Here is a 15,637-nt window from a genome sequence, read left to right as displayed (position 1 = left end):
GTTGCAGAGTGCTAATCGGTGTGGTTATCATGTTCTCGCACAGTGAGTTCGGTCGACCGCCACAGTGGCGGGGACCTTTCTTTTCACGACATGGGAGGTGTGTTACTGTGCTACGTTTCGATCCCTTCACCGACATCGACGCATTCACCAAATCCGTCCTCACAGCAGGAACCGGCAACAACCGCAGTCCACGGTTCATGCCGATGGACCTCTACAAGGTCGATGACCACTACGTCCTGCACGCCGATCTTCCCGGCATCGACCCAGGGTCGGTGGACGTACACATCGACGGTTCGACCTTGACGCTGACCGCGCATCGCAGCACCCTCTCCGAGGAGGGTGTGAACTGGCTGGCGAGCGAACGATTCGCTGGAACGTACAGACGGCAACTGTCCATCAGTGAGGACATCGATGCCGAACAGATTGTTGCCTCGTACGACAACGGCGTATTGACGGTGACCTTGCCGATCGCCGAGAAGGCGAAACCGCGGCGGATCGAGATCTCCTCCGGATCGCCCTCCCGTCCCGAAAACGCCCAGGCGAAACAACAGGTGCAGATCGAAGCCTGACCCCGCCCGGCCAGACCCGCTCCCTCCAGTGGGGTGATATGCGAGGACACCATGCGCTCTCGGGTATCACCCCACTACCGGTTGAGCCGACCACCGCACAACCCGCACACATCCGGCATACGCACCTGAAAGAATCCGAAAGAAACAGTACGAGAACCTTTTACGGCCATGACTGCATCGACCATCCCTCCGCACGAACAGTCCGACAATCCCGGCAACCCCGATCCAGGGACCCCCGCACGCACCTCACCGGATTGGTGGGATCATGAACGTCCGATCACCAGCGATGAATACAACGACATGGCATTGATGCTCGGCGCCCTTTCGATCCTGACATTCTGGATGTTCGGCCTCGGCATCCTCCTCGGAGTCGCCGCCATCGGAACCGCACTGGCAGGCCGCCGCCCCGACACACCCGGACACGACCCCAGCGACAACAGCGTCGGCATTGTCGGGATCCTCACCGCAATCTCCGGTATCGCCTTTGGCATCGTCTTCCTCACCGCAGCCTTGCCACACATGTAAACAAGCCGAACGAGACAAAGACACCAACGGACCCGACTCGAAATCCCCTGAGGGCAGAGCCCCGGCAACCGAAGTGGGGCAGTCCCCAACGAGCTGAACCCCGACAACCACCGACCCACCCGCACCCAGCAGCTCAGGGGCATCGCAGCATCCGCCAGAATCGCGTTCACCAACCTCCTCACTGCCTACATCGCCAACACCACCACAGAACAGCTCTCCGACACCTCAAGCTACAAATACACCGACTGGCTGTGGGGCTACACCTCCGACCGCACTCACCGTTGAGGCAGGTATCCCAACATGACAGGTCGAATGCCGCATTCCGTCACTCTGATTGACCGACTCGACACTGTCACACTAGCGAAAATTCCAGTTGCGCAGCTTGTTTGAGCCAGGGCGCTACGGCACACCGCCGGACGGGTTTCATCTTCAGTCGGCGGCGTGGGTCGTAGCGACTTCCTGCCAGATCATGAATCGTCGACCAAAACGGCAGTGCCCCGAGTGCGAGGTGCCGCCCGGAGCACTGCATGTTCGCGGATGCGACATCGAAAGGTGCCATCACTGGCGACTGGAGGAGTTACTGGCAACCAGTGATGGCGGCCGGCGCGTCATTGCGCGGCCAGTGGACCAGCCGCACTGAGTGCGGCACCGAGAAGTGTGCCCGCAATCGACACGATTTCCCAGCTGCCAAGTGCTACCGGTCCGCCTGATGCCGCCCGGAATTGCTCAGCGCGAGAGGCGGTGCGGTTCCTGCAACTCGGCATTGTTGATGGCGCGGCCTAGCAAGATCGCAACGTAGGCGCCCGCTGCGGTCCACCCGACAATAACGGCAATCCACCACATGGCAGGAGCTTCGCACGTAACGCGCCGACGTACTGGACTTTGACCGGGCGAGATGCGAATGAAAGTCTCCCGCAACGCAATTGTGACCCGTCCATTCACACTCAGGTCAGGAGACTCTTGTCATAAATGAGGCCACAGATAACCGCAAACACAGTGAGGATGCACAGTGCAACGACTAGTCACGTCTTCAATCGGCCAGCTGGATCTGCGCGCCTCACCTCGCACCTAACCTCGGCCCTGTGATGTTTCGCCATGGGCGAATCGTCTCATATGCCCGCCCTTCGGTCGGCAAGGCATGAGTCCTTCGTCCCCAGTGGCGCACCCACAATGGCTCACGCGTGGCCGCCGACGTCGCAAGGCACCACCACGGCCGGAATTCCGGAGGCAGCTGGAACGACAACGCGTCGGCGAATACACCAACAACGCAGGCAAACTGCATCCACTCCCCCTGAACTCGCGCCCCAAACGCCCGCAAGTGCCACCGCACAATGCGGCGACGGCCCCTACAGCTACAGCCAAAGCCGCCGAGGAACCTGTTCCAGCCACGGTGGAGCACCCGCCTGGCTCGAGCACTCATCATTCGACAGTCGGCACATGACCGCTACAGAACTCAGCTATCAGGAAGACAAGACCCACGAACAGCGCGCGGCCGCATTCACATTTCGCGACTGCACGCGATCACGCGTCCTCGGTGAGCGGATCAGCTAGCTACGCCTTCTCCCCCGAACAGTCTCGGTATCAAGTTATTTCAGGAAGAATGGAACATCGTTGCGTCACGTAGAAGTGGCAACAATCGGCCGACTCATGCCGCGGTAGCCCCCGCGACCGACGTATCCGTTCCCCGGCGTTGCTGATCTCCGCAGATCAGTCCACGTTGCGATTGTTCGACCACGATTGTCGGCACGCATTGCTCTGCGACGTCGATTCCCAGCACTTCACGCCACCAAGATTCACGTTCGTCAGATTCCGCCCACACAATTGGATCCATGTCACTCCTCTTCGACCCCCGCCGATCACTGATACCCCACTCACACAGCTCGAAACCCACACCAGCACCGGCGAGGTGAACCCCATGAACACAGATCGACCGCTTCTCGATCCGATACCGACCGGTACGCCAGCTTCAAATATCGACCGTGGATCACACACTGCCGCAGCACGGTTCGCACCCTGACAGTCGCAGTCGTGAGGTGCCCCCGGACCGGATGTGCCCACACTGGGCCCGTGACCGACGCCGAGGGGTGTGGCAGCAACCGAACGGAAGGAGGAATGATCCTTCAGGCCAAAGAATTCGAAACTCAGACCACGAAAGGCCTTGAACTTCCAACACAAGAGATAGGACTTTAGTCCTCAGTTTCGACGGTTTGTCAGTACCGTCTCGCGCTCCCGACGCCGGCCTGACTACGGTGAGCGGGCGGAGCCGGATGCGAGGGGTCGACTCCCATGGATAGAGGGTCATCGGTGTTGTGTGCTCAACACCGATAACGTGGACAACCCCGGTCACTGGTTTCTCGGCCGGGGTTTCAACTGCCATGGGAACAGCCATCTTCCGCGCACAGAAGGTGATCACGTGCAGGTGGAGACACCGCACGGACCGGATGATCACGGCACCCGCCGCGCCCCAGGAGAGGTAAGAATTACCCAGCGAAACGCCCGGCGGACCGAAACAAGCCGGCTCCCCGCCGTCGGGCACGCATGCATCGACACCGGTGTTCAGACGACGAAAACGACTCCTCCCCAAGGCAACTGAACATTCGTCCGAGTGGCGCCAAGCCGCATCCGTGTGTAGACATAATCCGGCGACACTCGACCGTGACATCACTCACACCCGGTCTGGTGACCGTCGAAACCGGACATACCTCACACGTGCCTTGAAACCACAGGGCTTCGAGTACCGGACCATGCCGTAGGTCCGGTACTCGAGCCAATGGAAAGGGCCCACTCTTGCTGCTCCCGATGCCACCGGCCGACTCGATGTTCCCGCTCGGCGAATCCGGCGACTATCCGGTGCACGTCGGGGCCCGGCCCTGTTCGAACCGCCGGACAGGGCCGATGCACAGGATAGGCGGGCGATGCTCGCCGAGGCACTCGCCTCCGGCACCGCACCCGCCCGGCACTGGCCGGGGTCGTGTGCACTGTGTGCACTCGTCGGTCCTCGTCCTCGTTCCTTCGCCGCCCGCATGATCCGATAAACCACAACGGAAACCGCTCCAAGTCAGTACAATTCGCAACCGCGACAAGGAAGTCACGCATGAACGCACCGAAGTTGCCGGCAAACCCCGGCCACACCGCACCGCCAGAGTCGATGAGTACCGCCGAAATCAAGACGCGGATCGAGGCCATGTTCGTAGACCGTCCGGCACATACCCGAAAGGCGCCCCGCACAAGGCGGTTCTCATGAACACCAACGTCGCCGAACTGCTACTGGTCCTGACCGCCGGGATCGGCGGCACCGCGGCAATTCAAGCCGTCCTACGGCGCCGCCGCAGCAGTCGATCACTGCGCTTGGGGACACACCTGATGAGGCCACACCGATAACCGACCACGAGCACTGCTGCCACGCGGCGCGCAGCCTGATCGAACCCCTCCAGACATAAGTGCATGCGCGGCCCCACTACGGGTCACAGCGTCGACCGAGCCCAGCAACGTATGTCGGTGGTTAGGCAGCGATTCGGTGTCGACATGCACACCGACCTTGCTACCAAGATTGACCAAAGCGTCTAGAGAGTGGGCACTGTTCTCGATGACCCGTCGGCAGCCGCCCGCGCTACGCGGGTCGATCAACGTAGCGCCGTCGTCAGATATGGCATCGCTCGTCACCAACACCAGATTCAGTGCGGATCCGACGCCGTGCTCGCGGGACATCGGGCGCGATTTCTTCGTCCCCAGCATCACCACAGGAATGCGCTGCGATGACGGACCGGTCCGGAGTAGGCCACGGAAACAACCGCGCTATGCTACGCCGTTGCTTACTCCAGCGCCCGCACACCCGAAGCTGGTGTCGGGATGTGCTCAGCCGGCGCAGTCCAGGCAGATCAGCTGCCCGCCGGTGTCGGCGACGCGACTGCGGTGATGGACGAGAAAACAACTGGTGCAAGTGAATTCGTCCGACTGCTTCGGTACCACGCGTACCGTGAATTCCTCGCCGGACAGGTCCGCCCCCGGCAGCTCGAAGGACTCCGCGGTGTCCGCCTCCTCGACGTCGACGACCCCTGATCGGGATTCGTCCCGTGTGGCCTTCAGCTCGTCGAGCGAGTCTTGCCTCAGCCCGCCGGGATCGGTAACTCTGGGTGCGTCGTAGTCGGTGGCCATGACCCCTCGCTTCAGCGGATGTTTTTCCCGGATCCGCTCGATGTTCGCGGAGATCCGTTGCATGTTAATGCTCCGATGCCGTGGCCTGTGTCAGCGACCGGTCACATGGCGGCAAATCGTCACCTTCGATCTTGGGTTGGGTCGAAGGTGCCCGGGTCGGTCAGCACATCGTTCGATTCGCGGCCTTTAGCAGATCGCGGTGACTGGTCCGCCGGCGGCGAGATCACACGCACAGAGGGCCGCGCTGCGTATTTTGTCGCAGCGACTCGCCTTACTCGACCGCCGAGATAGCACGCGACCCGGGCCGCGTGCAGGACTGGCCAGGCAGCATCTTCGCGCCGGAACCAGCCCAGGAGCCGACATAAGACTCGGATCGGTCGAAATCGGCGAGGGTGTGAGATGCTTTCACCCGCACGATGTTTCTGCTCTTGGCTTCGAATCTTGGTGTGACAACTCAGATTCCCCTGCCAGTGAGAGACTCTCGCGTCCACGACACGCACATGCCCAACCACTCGCACGATCATCGGTGGATCAGGGCACTGCGGGTCGGAACCCCAGTACCCATCGCCGCGACGATCGAATCGACATTCGATGGCAACCGAATTTAAGGAGTAAGGAAGGATGACTGCTTCCGAAAGCGACGCACTATTCGACACCCTTTTGGAATCTGCCAAGCGGCTGTCCTTCGATTCAAGAGATCCGCAGGTCTACCAAATCGAACCTGGCGACGACGAACGCCACGGCATGACACCCCAGTGGTCACCCCTTTTCGGCACCCCGATGTGGGAGCGCATGTCCGAACCCGAGCGCATCCGAGTCACCAGAAACGAAGTCGCACAAATCCTGGGCGTCGGTATCTGGCTGGAGATCGGTTTGCAGGTGGCATTGCTGCGGGCGAGCCACAGCGCGAATCCGGCGCGACCGGACGTCAAATTCCTTTTCAACGAATGCGCGGACGAGAACCTGCACTCGTTGATGTTCGCCAATGCCATCGAAGCCATCGGATCGAAATTCTATCCGCGCGACCGCATGCTGGACTTCTTCGGCTGGCTGTTCCGACACATCGCCTGGGACGAAGTAGCGTACGGAATCGTCCTCGCCGGCGAAGAGATCTTCGATGTCATGCAACGTGACTGGATGAGCAGCGACGACGTTGCCGCACCCATTCGCCGCGCCGCCTACATCCACGTTGTCGAAGAATCCCGGCACATGGCATACGCGCGCCGAAAGATCCGTGACCGATTGATCGGGCTCTCCCGCGTTCGGCGATTCACGAGCACCCTGATCATCGCTGCGGGAACGCACGTCATCGCGAAAAGCCTGATCAATCGCCGGATATACGACGATCTCGGCCTCGACTGGGATCTCGTGAAGTCGAATATCGATGACAACGAACACCACCGCATGATGTTCCGCAAGGCCGCGGAACCGTTCATCGAATTCCTGAGCAAAGAAGGACTGCTGAATGTCGGCGCTCGATGGATCTACCGAAAATCGAACCTTCTCTGAAGTAGGAGTCTCGTGACCCACGTCATCTTGGGACATTGCTGCAAGGATGCCTCGTGCGTGCGAGTGTGCCCGCAAAACTGCATTCACCCCGCCCCCGGCGAGGACGGTTTCGCCTCCGCCGAGACGCTCTACATCGACCCCGACTCGTGCATCGACTGCACCGCATGCGTCGATGCCTGCCCCGCCTCGGCCATCAAACCCGAGCACGCGTTGACCTCCACCGAGCTCTCGTACGCCGCCCGCAACAAGGAATTCTTCGCGAATATCCCCATCGCGCCGCGCACCCGACCACCCGTCGTCTTCGAGCTACCGTTGGCGAGCCCGAGCGACAGACCCGAGGTCGCCGTCGTGGGATCGGGACCGGCGGCGATGTACACCGTTCGCGAACTCCTACGGCGATCGTCGTCGATCAGTGTCACCGTCTACGAGCAGTACGACACCGTCGGGGGCCTCCTGCACCGGGGCGTATCTCTCGACCACGTCGGTGTGCGTGCGATGATCCGGCTGTTCGACGTGCCCTTCCAGGACGACCGCGTCACCATCGTTGCTGACACGGAAATCGGTGTGGACATATCGATCGACGAACTCCGAGCGAGATTCGATGCCGTCATCCTCGCGTGCGGAGCCTCACAGCCGCGCCACATCGGCCCCACCATCGCCGGCGGTGGCATCTACCAGGCCATCGACATTCTGGTCGCCGAGAACGCCGGGTCCCAGGTTTTCCGCCCGCCCACCCCTGCCGGCCCTACATGCGTCGTGATCGGCGCGGGCAACGTCGCCTTCGATATCGTCCGGTGGGTCGCGAAAACCCGCCACCGAACTTCCGCGGGCCAACAGGTCAGTGAACTGGTGGTCCTGTCACGGTCGGCTCCGGACTGCGCCGCGTTCACTGCGTCTGCGTTCTACGAGCTTCTCGCCCTCGAACACACCGAGGTACTGATCGACGGCGCCGGTAGCGCGCCCCACGCCGGCACAGACAGCCCGCTGCTACGCGATCTCTTGCGCCTGCCTTCCACCCATATCCACGGCATACACACCGCACCGACCGACACCACAGGTCCCCTACGCATCATCTTGTCGTTCGGCCAAGAAGTCGCCGACCTCACGACAACCCACTCCGGCGCCATCGCGATCACCACGACCGCAGGTCGCACCTTCCACGCGAACTCCGCGATCTGCGCCACCGGATTCACCACCAAACCAATCGACGGCGTCCCACTCGACACACACGGAGTCATACCCAACCGCCGCGGACAGGTCATCTCCGACGAGACGGGCGAACCGCTCGAAGGACTGTACGTCGTCGGCTGGGCGAAACGAGGCGCATCCGGCGGCGTCGGCGACAACCGCACCTGCGCAGCCGAAACCGTCACACAACTCGTCGCCAACTTTCGCTCGCGGGTATGACTTCCGACGATCACCACAGCCATCGTTCCTGAGGTTCCTCTTCCTTCCGCCGCAACCGTGGTCAAATGTGCGCGCGAACGCACCGAAGAATCGTGCCGGTAGCCTCACCCCCTCTACAACGCTCATTCCGTCGCACGCTTGTCGCCTACCGACCGGTGACCAACACATCGAAATCCTCGAAAAACGTTGAACAAGAAGATGTTTATCCAAACTGGCGCCCCGTGCGGACCAGGCCGCCACCCACATACGACACAACTGCCTCCAGCCCACGCCACCAATCCTCGGTCTGCACAATTGACCGGTGGCAGCGCAGTAACCAAACCGCGTAAAGACCTGGATCCGCCCCCATGCGGATCGAGAAGGGGTATGACAGCTATCCGCACGTCCGATCAGTGCAGACGTGGGACGTAACACCCACGTCAGACGGGACGAACCGCGTCACCGCCGGCCTTGCCGCGCACGTACCGTCGAGGTGTAGACATCTGGCATCATCACCAGCGTTTACCGGCCCCGTCGGTCCCCTGTCCTGTGTGAGCATCGGGGTCACCCGACGAGGTTGCGGCGCGGCACCCCCCCCCAAAAAAACTGATTACTCACCAACCAGTCTCGTACGAAACGCACCTGAGAACTTCCACGACGACAAACTCGTCGCGGTAGAGAACAACCAACAACACAGGCTGCGCGCCTGTGCACCGATCACCGATCACCGATCACCGAAAGCCCTGGCAGGTGCGGTGACCACCGCCAGGGACAGCTGACCACCGACAAGGACCTGTGACGTCGATGGTCCTTGCGCGTCGAGATCCCTGCACAGGCTGCTGACGAGGAAGCTGTCTTGCTGGGCCTGTTGATGCGCAGTGTGCAGGTGCGCGATATCGGACTGTTCGATGTGCTGTGGGCACGGTCAAGTTTCATGTCGCAGCGGTGCTGAAGAAATTGGGCGCCGAGAGTCGGTGCCGCCGCTGCAGTGGCGTCAAATCCGCACATTGAACACATGACCAGGTCGAATGCAATCCGGTCGGTATCGCGTATCGGCCACACAGTGTCTTAGGTATGCCAACCCTAGGGGTAACATCACCCGACGAAACGAGTCGGGAGCGTTCCCGACCACAACGGGACGGATGGATATGCGCACGCGATTCGGACGGATTTCTATGATTGCGGCGGCTATGGCCACAGTCTTGGCTGTAGCCGGGTGCTCGAGCTCGAACTCCGACAAAGCAACGGAATCCAGCGCTGCAGGCACTCCCGAGTCCATCACCGTCTACAACGCTCAGCACGAGTCGCTGACACAGGAGTGGGCAGACGCGTTCACCAAAGAGACCGGGATCAAGGTCGAGATGCGTCAAGGCAGCGACACCGAACTGGGTAATCAGTTGGTCGCAGAGGGCGACAAGTCGCCCGCTGACGTATTCCTGACCGAGAACTCGCCGGCGATGACGCTCGTCGAAAATGCGGGACTTTTCACCGAGGTGAATGCCGACACCCTTGCACAGGTTCCCAGCGAATACCGCCCGTCGAGTGGCAACTGGACCGGTATCGCCGCTCGCTCCACCGTCTTTGCGTACAACAAGGACATGCTGACCGAAGATCAGTTGCCCAAGTCGCTCCTGGACTTGCAGAACCCAGAGTGGAAGGACCGCTGGGCAGCTTCACCGTCGGGCGCAGATTTCCAGGCGATCGTCAGCGCGCTGCTCGAACTTAAGGGTGAGGACGCAACCAAGGCGTGGCTCGCCGGTATGAAGGACAACGTTCGCACCTACAAGGGCAACGGCACCGTCATGAAGGCTGTCAACGCAGGTGAGATTCCCGGCGGCGTGATCTACCACTACTACTGGTTCGGCGATCAGGCCAAGACCGGCGAGAACAGCAAGAACGTCACCCTGTATTACTTCAAGAACGAAGATCCGGGTGCATTCGTCAGCGTCTCCGGTGGCGGAGTTCTGAAGTCCAGCTCGAAGCAGGATGCAGCGCAGCAGTTCCTGAAGTTCGTCACCGGCAAGTCCGGCCAGGAAGTGCTGCAGAACGGTACGTCGTTCGAGTACGCCGTCGGTAGCGACGTACCGGCCAACGCGAAGCTGGTTCCCCTGGCCGATCTGCAGGCGCCGAAGATCGATCCGGCCACACTCAACAGCCCGCAGGTGACGCAGCTCATGACCGAAGCCGGTCTGCTCTGAACCTCGGATTGAAGGACCGCGTGCGGTCGGAGCGAACGAAAGTTCATCCGACCGCACGACGGAACCGCCCCTCGCTTCTTCTGGCCGTAACCGCCCTCGTGGTGGTTGCGGTTTCGTTCGTTCCTCTGGGTTACGTGATCGCCCAGAGCATCGACACGGGCTGGGATACCGCTTCGGCGTTGCTGTTCCGGCCGCGGGTTCTCGACTTACTGGTCAACACCGTGCAATTGGTGATTGTCACTGTGCCGTTGTGTGTGGTCATCGGTGTTGCTGCCGCCTGGCTGGTCGAGCGCACTCGAGTATTCGGCGCTAAGATCTGGGCAGTTCTCCTCGCCGTGCCGCTAGCCATACCGGCGTTTGTCAACAGTTACTCCTGGGTGACGGCGATTCCGTCGCTCGGTGGACTGCACGGTGGGGTGCTGATCGCGACCTTGTCGTATTTCCCGCTCGTGTATGTACCGGTCGCTGCGACTCTGGGACGGTTGGATCCTGCAGTGGAGGAATCCGCCCGGGCGCTCGGACTGGGGCCGTGGCGTGTCTTTTTCCGAGTTGTGGTGCCGCAGTTGCGGCTTGCGATCTCGGGCGGTGCACTGCTGGTGTCCTTGCATCTGCTCTCCGAGTACGGCGCCTTCGTCTTCATCCGATTCGACACGTTCACCACCGCGATCTTCGAGCAGTACCAGTCGACGTTCAACGGTTCTGCAGCGACGATGCTCGCCGGAGTTCTGGTCCTGTTCTGTCTGACCCTGTTGGTGATCGAGTCCGTTGTCCGCGGGAGTGCGCGCTATGCACGCATCGGTTCGGGTTCTGCCCGACGCATGACACCCGCCGACCTGGGTTGGCGGTACCAACCGCTCGCACTCGTATTTCTTGCATCGACGATCATTCTGGCCGTAGGCGTTCCGGTCGCGAGTGTTCTTCGGTGGACCATCCACGGCGGGCGCGAGGTGTGGAAGTTCGACGAACTGGCGGAAGCCCTCGGTCAGACCCTGGGCTTCGGGCTTGCCGGTGCTCTAGGCACCTGTGTGCTCGCGTTCCCCATAGCGTGGATCTCCATTCGCCATCGCGGCCGGTTCAGTCGTTTCCTCGAAGGCGCAACGTACATTTCGAGTTCCTTGCCCGGAATCGTCGTCGCCTTGGCATTGGTGACCGTCACGATCCGGTACCTGCACCCGTTGTATCAGACCGTGGGTATGGTCATCGCCGCCTACTGTCTGTTGTTCCTGCCCCGAGCCTTGGTAAATCTGAGAGTCGGACTGTCCCAAGCTCCGATGGGACTCGAGGAAGCCGCCCAGTCTCTCGGAGTTTCACCGTTGTCGGCGTTCTTCCGTGTCACACTGCGTCTCGCCGCTCCCGCCACGGCGGCGGGTGGAGCATTGGTCTTCCTCGGCATCGTGAACGAGCTGACCGCCACTCTGCTGCTCGCACCCACGGGAACTCGCACTCTGTCCATGCGGTTCTGGTCACTGAGCAGTGAGATCGACTACGCGGGCGCGGCTCCATACGCACTCATGATGATCGTGCTGTCACTACCGATGACGTACCTGCTCTTCACCCAGTCCAAGAAGGTTGCCGGCTTATGACACACGCGCTCGAAGTTGCAGGAATCGACAAGTCGTTCGGAACCACGAAGGTATTGCGCAGTATCAGTTTTGCCGTCGAATCCGGATCCACGACAGCCATCGTCGGGCCCTCAGGCTGCGGCAAGACGACACTACTCCGGATCATCGCTGGCTTCGAGAAGCCGGACCAAGGCAGCATCTCCCTGAACGGGCGAGCAGTCGCCGGCACCGGATGGGTTCCCGCACACCGCAGAACAGTCGGGTACGTCGCGCAGGACGGTGCACTGTTCCCCCACGCGAACGTCGCTGCCAACGTGGGTTTCGGATTGCCCAGGCAGGCGAGGACAAAGTTGCGGATCGCGGAATTGCTCGAGATGGTCTCGCTGGACGAGTCCTACAGCTCGCGTCGCCCCGACCAACTGTCCGGCGGACAACAGCAGCGAGTTGCATTGGCACGGGCACTTGCCCGCGCGCCGGAACTGATGTTGCTCGACGAGCCGTTCTCCGCACTCGACGCCGGACTGCGCGTGACCACTCGGCGCATCGTCGCTGAGGTTCTGGCGAAAGCGGGCATCACGACAATCCTGGTCACGCACGACCAGTCCGAAGCGCTGTCTTTCGCGGATCAGGTAGCTGTCATGAGTGCGGGCAGACTGGCACAGTTGGGCACGCCCCGCGAGATTTACGACGCCCCGATCGACGTCCCGACCGCAGAATTCATCGGAGATGCCGTGGTCTTGCCGGCGATCGTAGAAGGGAACACAGCAACGTGTGCTTTGGGTGAGGTTGCCTTGTCGCGGAGCACGAATGCGGCCGCGATGAGCGGCCGGGCACGAATCATGCTCAGGCCGGAGCAGATCGAGATCACCGCCGGCGAAGCCGGTGTCTGGGGCAGGGTCGTTGATGTGGAGTACCTGGGTTCGGAAGCGTTGGTGGGCATCGATCTCGACGATCGCGGGGCTGACGACGTGCCGGAACGGGTGACGGTTCGCCGATTCGGAACCAGCAAATTAGCCGTAGGTGATCGCGTGAGCATCCGAGTCCTCGGCACCGCAATCGCGTACACATCGTGAACCGCAGTTAAACACTTCGGATAGCGCGTCATTTCAGCCAGAAAATGTATGCATGGACATTGCCAAGGTTCAGTTCGACATGTCATCAGTGCGTCTATGAAGTCTCCGAGTTACTTCGGCATCACGGAATGCAAGCCGGTAGACGCCGGTCCGCTTCTACCGCATCCGATGCAATCGTGTCCCACTGTATGGCGGGGCGATCGTCTCGACCGCTACTCGGGCCTCTTGACCTGAGCGGCTGGTGCGGCGCGCTCGGCAGCGAGTGCTGCGATCCTCTATGTCAACCGCACCGGCTGCTCGTGGCGGCAGCTCCCGCACGACTTCCCGCCCTGGCAGACAGTTTTCGCGTATCTCCCACGATGGAACGAGTCCCGGGTGACCAGACCGCATCCACGCCACGCTGCAGGTGAAGCTCCCTGACCGTAGCGGCGGGGATCCGATGGCGGCGACGGGGATCGACGCGCATGCAGTCGAGGGCGCCGACACGGTCGGCGCGGACTCCCGCGGATGGGGCGGGAGGAAACGGGTCAACGACAAGAAGTGACACGTGGTCACGGACTCTCTAGGCCTGTGGGTGACCGCGGTGAGCGTGCACGACCGCGGCAGTGGGCGCTTGGCGTTATTCCGGGTGACAGTGATGCCGTCGATGGTGTTGGCGTCGATGGTGTTGGCGTAAGCAGACGGCGGCTACGCCAGACGCCTCGTCGCGTGGGTCGCGGAGCATTGCCGGAGACGCTCGATATTGTGCGGAAACCCAAGGGCAGATCCGATTCAGTTTGCTGCCACACCGTTGTCTACTAGAACGGACCTTGGCGTGGATCGTGCGTTTGACATCGACTCGACCACGTCGGCGAAGCAAACGCATACTCGCCAACTCAACCACGACGGCGTAGGCATTTCCGAGGACTATAAGAAAGTAACGGGTGATCGACGTCGGGCACCGCGGATCGGAGGTGTTGCGCGACATCCGTCGTCGGCCCCGCAGTCCCGGAACCTTCCTAATTTCAGGGGCGGCCCAGGCGCACCCGGACAGGAGCGACAACTGACAAACGCAGCACCGCAGCAGCGCCCGTCCTCGCACTCACCCGGAGGCACACGGGTCACCGTCGCGGATCGTAGTCGGCGGTTGAAGCGTTGTCCGGTCGGGCGGCCAGGCGGGTCGTCTGCTGCCGGGCCCGCAAACCGTTGATCAGCAGCGGCGCAATGGAGATGACAACGATCATGATCAGGATCACTTCGATGTGCGCGCGTACGAACGCGATCCCGCCGAGCAGGTAGCCCAAGGTCGGCACCCCCACTCCCCAGGCAATGCCACCGATGACGTTGTAGACGGTGAAGGTGCGATACCTCATCCCGGATGCGCCAGCCATCACCGGCGCGATCGTGCGAGCGACGGGGACGAATCGGGCCAGCAGGATCGTCCGCGGCCCGTAGCGGTCGAAGAACCGCCGCGACTGCTCGAGTTGTATCGGCCCGATCCGTCTGGCGCTGGGACGATGAAACACCGCGGCCCCTGCCCTCCGTCCGATCAGAAAACCGAGTTGGTCGCCGACGATCGCAGCGACCGGAACGGTGAGCAGCAGCAACCACAACGGGGCGAACGGATGCGGCTGCGCGGCGAAGACACCGGCGGTGAACAGTAACGAGTCGCCCGGTAGGAAGAAGCCGACGAGGAGGCCGGTTTCGATGACGACCGCACCGAGGACCCCGAGCAACCCCAGGGTGCCCAGCAGCGTGGAAGCGTCCAATAATCCAAGTCCCAATGCCACGTTCATGCTGCTGGTCCCGTCATCGTCGAGTTACTGCGGCACAGATCGGTGGTGCCCGTGTCAGTGGTGGCCGCGTCCGAGTGTCCGGTGCGCCGTCCGTGGGACTGGCCCATCCAGGCCGAGTAAAGCGCACTGCCGATCACCGCAGCGAGGCCGCCGAGGAGCATTCCGCCGATCACATCGCTGAGCCAGTGTTCACCGAGGTACAGGCGGGTAACAGAGACCACCACAACCACTGCTGCTGCCGTCACCAGCAACACGGCACGCCGGGACGGCGACCAGGAATATCCGAGTATGAGAGCGGCCGTCACGAACAGCGCCATCGCCTCTGTCGCATGCCCAGACGGAAAGGAATGGTCTGTCTCGAGCAGAACCTGGGAGGCGATCGGGGGACGGGCCCGCCCGACAACGGTTTTCGTCACGGTAGAGGCCAGAGCGGCCGCACCGACAGTCCCGATGAGAATCAGCGCGGGGATCGGCGAGCGGGCTCGCCGGGACAACAGTGCACCGATCACGAGCGCGAGGACGATGGTGCCCACCGGGCCGCCGGCGTCGGTAACAGCGATGGCCGGCCCGGTCACCCAGGCCGACCTGTGTTCGGTGAACCAACCCAATACCGCCGGGTCCACGCTGGTCAACCAGTCCCCAGCTTTGACCTGATAGGCCAGCGCGACAAACGCCGCCGCTAATCCGGCGCTCTGCAGGCTGACCAGCACCGATTTGGCCGGACGGTGATCTCCTGACAGGCTCCGCCAGAGCGACGCACCCAGGCACATCGCCGCACCCGCGACCAGAACCGTCAAGGAGAGGGCTGCGCCGCCACCCTGATGTATGTCGGCAACCAACTCGTGGGACTGCCCGATCAGAGCCATGAGTTGACCGTTTCGCCGT

At 61.9% G+C, this 15,637-nt stretch carries 15 protein-coding genes and 2 pseudogenes; 13 read left to right on the top strand and 4 right to left on the bottom strand.

The annotated features are described in order from the left end of the window. The first annotated feature begins 107 nt into the window (after nucleotides 1-107). The 3 genes and pseudogenes from FEZ60_RS27075 to FEZ60_RS33195 all read left to right on the top strand — a co-directional run. Nucleotides 108-569: an Hsp20 family protein gene (locus tag FEZ60_RS27075; RefSeq protein WP_172937520.1), complete on the top strand. Its 462-nt coding sequence runs from the start codon at nucleotides 108-110 to the stop codon at nucleotides 567-569. Between the two features lie 168 nt (nucleotides 570-737). Beyond that, nucleotides 738-1,094, top strand: a complete 357-nt coding sequence (locus FEZ60_RS27070; RefSeq protein ID WP_172937519.1) for a hypothetical protein — start codon at nucleotides 738-740, stop codon at nucleotides 1,092-1,094. Between the two features lie 1,095 nt (nucleotides 1,095-2,189). Beyond that, nucleotides 2,190-2,489: pseudogene (locus FEZ60_RS33195) on the top strand (DUF3761 domain-containing protein); the annotation flags it as partial. A gap of 250 nt (nucleotides 2,490-2,739) precedes the next feature. Here the strand turns inward: FEZ60_RS33195 and FEZ60_RS27060 are convergent. Further along, nucleotides 2,740-2,925 carry a hypothetical protein gene (locus FEZ60_RS27060; RefSeq protein WP_172937518.1) on the bottom strand — a complete coding sequence of 62 codons (186 nt, stop codon included), beginning with the start codon at nucleotides 2,923-2,925 and terminating at the stop codon, nucleotides 2,740-2,742. Between the two features lie 1,263 nt (nucleotides 2,926-4,188). On the opposite strand from FEZ60_RS27060, the gene FEZ60_RS27055 reads away from it, so the two are divergent. Together FEZ60_RS27055 and FEZ60_RS27050 are read left to right on the top strand one after the other, a co-directional pair. Next, a complete protein-coding gene (locus FEZ60_RS27055) occupies nucleotides 4,189-4,338 on the top strand; it encodes a hypothetical protein (RefSeq protein WP_172937517.1) in 150 nt (49 codons plus the stop codon). Continuing rightward, a complete protein-coding gene (locus tag FEZ60_RS27050; RefSeq protein WP_172937516.1) occupies nucleotides 4,335-4,475 on the top strand; it encodes a hypothetical protein in 141 nt (46 codons plus the stop codon). Before FEZ60_RS27055 ends, FEZ60_RS27050 begins: the two co-directional genes overlap by 4 nt. A gap of 474 nt (nucleotides 4,476-4,949) precedes the next feature. On the opposite strand, the gene FEZ60_RS27045 is transcribed toward FEZ60_RS27050, so the two are convergent. After that, nucleotides 4,950-5,249 (bottom strand): DUF4193 domain-containing protein, encoded by a 300-nt coding sequence (locus FEZ60_RS27045; RefSeq protein ID WP_172937515.1) that lies wholly within the window; start codon nucleotides 5,247-5,249, stop codon nucleotides 4,950-4,952. 621 nt (nucleotides 5,250-5,870) lie between these two features. Between FEZ60_RS27045 and FEZ60_RS27040 the strand changes: the two genes are divergently transcribed. The 8 genes and pseudogenes from FEZ60_RS27040 to FEZ60_RS32985 all read left to right on the top strand — a co-directional run bounded on the left by FEZ60_RS27040 (nucleotide 5,871) and on the right by FEZ60_RS32985 (nucleotide 13,653). Then, nucleotides 5,871-6,758 carry a diiron oxygenase gene (locus FEZ60_RS27040; RefSeq protein ID WP_172937514.1) on the top strand — a complete coding sequence of 296 codons (888 nt, stop codon included), beginning with the start codon at nucleotides 5,871-5,873 and terminating at the stop codon, nucleotides 6,756-6,758. 12 nt (nucleotides 6,759-6,770) lie between these two features. Beyond that, on the top strand, nucleotides 6,771-8,165 hold the full coding sequence (locus FEZ60_RS27035) for an FAD-dependent oxidoreductase (RefSeq protein WP_172937513.1): 1,395 nt from the start codon (nucleotides 6,771-6,773) through the stop codon (nucleotides 8,163-8,165). Nucleotides 8,166-9,292: 1,127 nt separating this feature from the next. Further along, a complete protein-coding gene (locus FEZ60_RS27030; RefSeq protein WP_172937512.1) occupies nucleotides 9,293-10,342 on the top strand; it encodes an iron ABC transporter substrate-binding protein in 1,050 nt (349 codons plus the stop codon). Nucleotides 10,343-10,362: 20 nt separating this feature from the next. After that, nucleotides 10,363-11,925, top strand: a complete 1,563-nt coding sequence (locus tag FEZ60_RS27025) for an ABC transporter permease subunit (RefSeq protein WP_172937511.1) — start codon at nucleotides 10,363-10,365, stop codon at nucleotides 11,923-11,925. Continuing rightward, nucleotides 11,922-12,977, top strand: coding sequence for an ABC transporter ATP-binding protein (locus FEZ60_RS27020; protein WP_172937510.1), 1,056 nt, complete (start codon nucleotides 11,922-11,924; stop codon nucleotides 12,975-12,977). The genes FEZ60_RS27025 and FEZ60_RS27020 overlap by 4 nt, the downstream gene beginning before the upstream one ends. Before the next feature lie 270 nt (nucleotides 12,978-13,247). Further along, nucleotides 13,248-13,346 (top strand): annotated as a pseudogene (locus FEZ60_RS32685) (transposase); the annotation flags it as partial. A gap of 37 nt (nucleotides 13,347-13,383) precedes the next feature. Next, a complete protein-coding gene (locus FEZ60_RS27010; protein ID WP_172937509.1) occupies nucleotides 13,384-13,521 on the top strand; it encodes a hypothetical protein in 138 nt (45 codons plus the stop codon). A 3-nt stretch (nucleotides 13,522-13,524) separates the two neighbouring features. Further along, nucleotides 13,525-13,653, top strand: a complete 129-nt coding sequence (locus FEZ60_RS32985; protein ID WP_275942474.1) for a hypothetical protein — start codon at nucleotides 13,525-13,527, stop codon at nucleotides 13,651-13,653. Between the two features lie 424 nt (nucleotides 13,654-14,077). On the opposite strand, the gene FEZ60_RS27005 is transcribed toward FEZ60_RS32985, so the two are convergent. Together FEZ60_RS27005 and FEZ60_RS27000 are read right to left on the bottom strand one after the other, a co-directional pair. After that, on the bottom strand, nucleotides 14,078-14,752 hold the full coding sequence (locus tag FEZ60_RS27005; protein WP_172937508.1) for a VTT domain-containing protein: 675 nt from the start codon (nucleotides 14,750-14,752) through the stop codon (nucleotides 14,078-14,080). After that, a complete protein-coding gene (locus FEZ60_RS27000) occupies nucleotides 14,749-15,618 on the bottom strand; it encodes a phosphatase PAP2 family protein (protein ID WP_172937507.1) in 870 nt (289 codons plus the stop codon). Before FEZ60_RS27000 ends, FEZ60_RS27005 begins: the two co-directional genes overlap by 4 nt. Nucleotides 15,619-15,637 lie beyond the last annotated feature (19 nt).

The organism is Rhodococcus sp. MS16, assembly GCF_013277795.1.
GTDB lineage: Bacteria > Actinomycetota > Actinomycetes > Mycobacteriales > Mycobacteriaceae > Rhodococcus_F > Rhodococcus_F globerula.
The sequence above is the reverse complement of the archived record's forward strand: the minus strand, read 5'-3'. Positions and strand labels throughout refer to the sequence as shown.

Excerpts from the sequence above, each read along its gene's own strand:
- FEZ60_RS27070 (WP_172937519.1), top strand. The coding sequence starts at position 738 with ATGACTGCATCGACCATCCCTCCGCACGAACAGTCCGACAATCCCGGC.
- FEZ60_RS27060 (WP_172937518.1), bottom strand. The coding sequence starts at position 2,925 with ATGGATCCAATTGTGTGGGCGGAATCTGACGAACGTGAATCTTGGTGG.
- FEZ60_RS27055 (WP_172937517.1), top strand. The coding sequence starts at position 4,189 with ATGAACGCACCGAAGTTGCCGGCAAACCCCGGCCACACCGCACCGCCA.
- FEZ60_RS27050 (WP_172937516.1), top strand. The coding sequence starts at position 4,335 with ATGAACACCAACGTCGCCGAACTGCTACTGGTCCTGACCGCCGGGATC.
- FEZ60_RS27045 (WP_172937515.1), bottom strand. The coding sequence starts at position 5,249 with ATGGCCACCGACTACGACGCACCCAGAGTTACCGATCCCGGCGGGCTG.
- FEZ60_RS27040 (WP_172937514.1), top strand. The coding sequence starts at position 5,871 with ATGACTGCTTCCGAAAGCGACGCACTATTCGACACCCTTTTGGAATCT.
- FEZ60_RS27030 (WP_172937512.1), top strand. The coding sequence starts at position 9,293 with ATGCGCACGCGATTCGGACGGATTTCTATGATTGCGGCGGCTATGGCC.
- FEZ60_RS27020 (WP_172937510.1), top strand. The coding sequence starts at position 11,922 with ATGACACACGCGCTCGAAGTTGCAGGAATCGACAAGTCGTTCGGAACC.
- FEZ60_RS27005 (WP_172937508.1), bottom strand. The coding sequence starts at position 14,752 with ATGAACGTGGCATTGGGACTTGGATTATTGGACGCTTCCACGCTGCTG.
- FEZ60_RS27000 (WP_172937507.1), bottom strand. The coding sequence starts at position 15,618 with ATGGCTCTGATCGGGCAGTCCCACGAGTTGGTTGCCGACATACATCAG.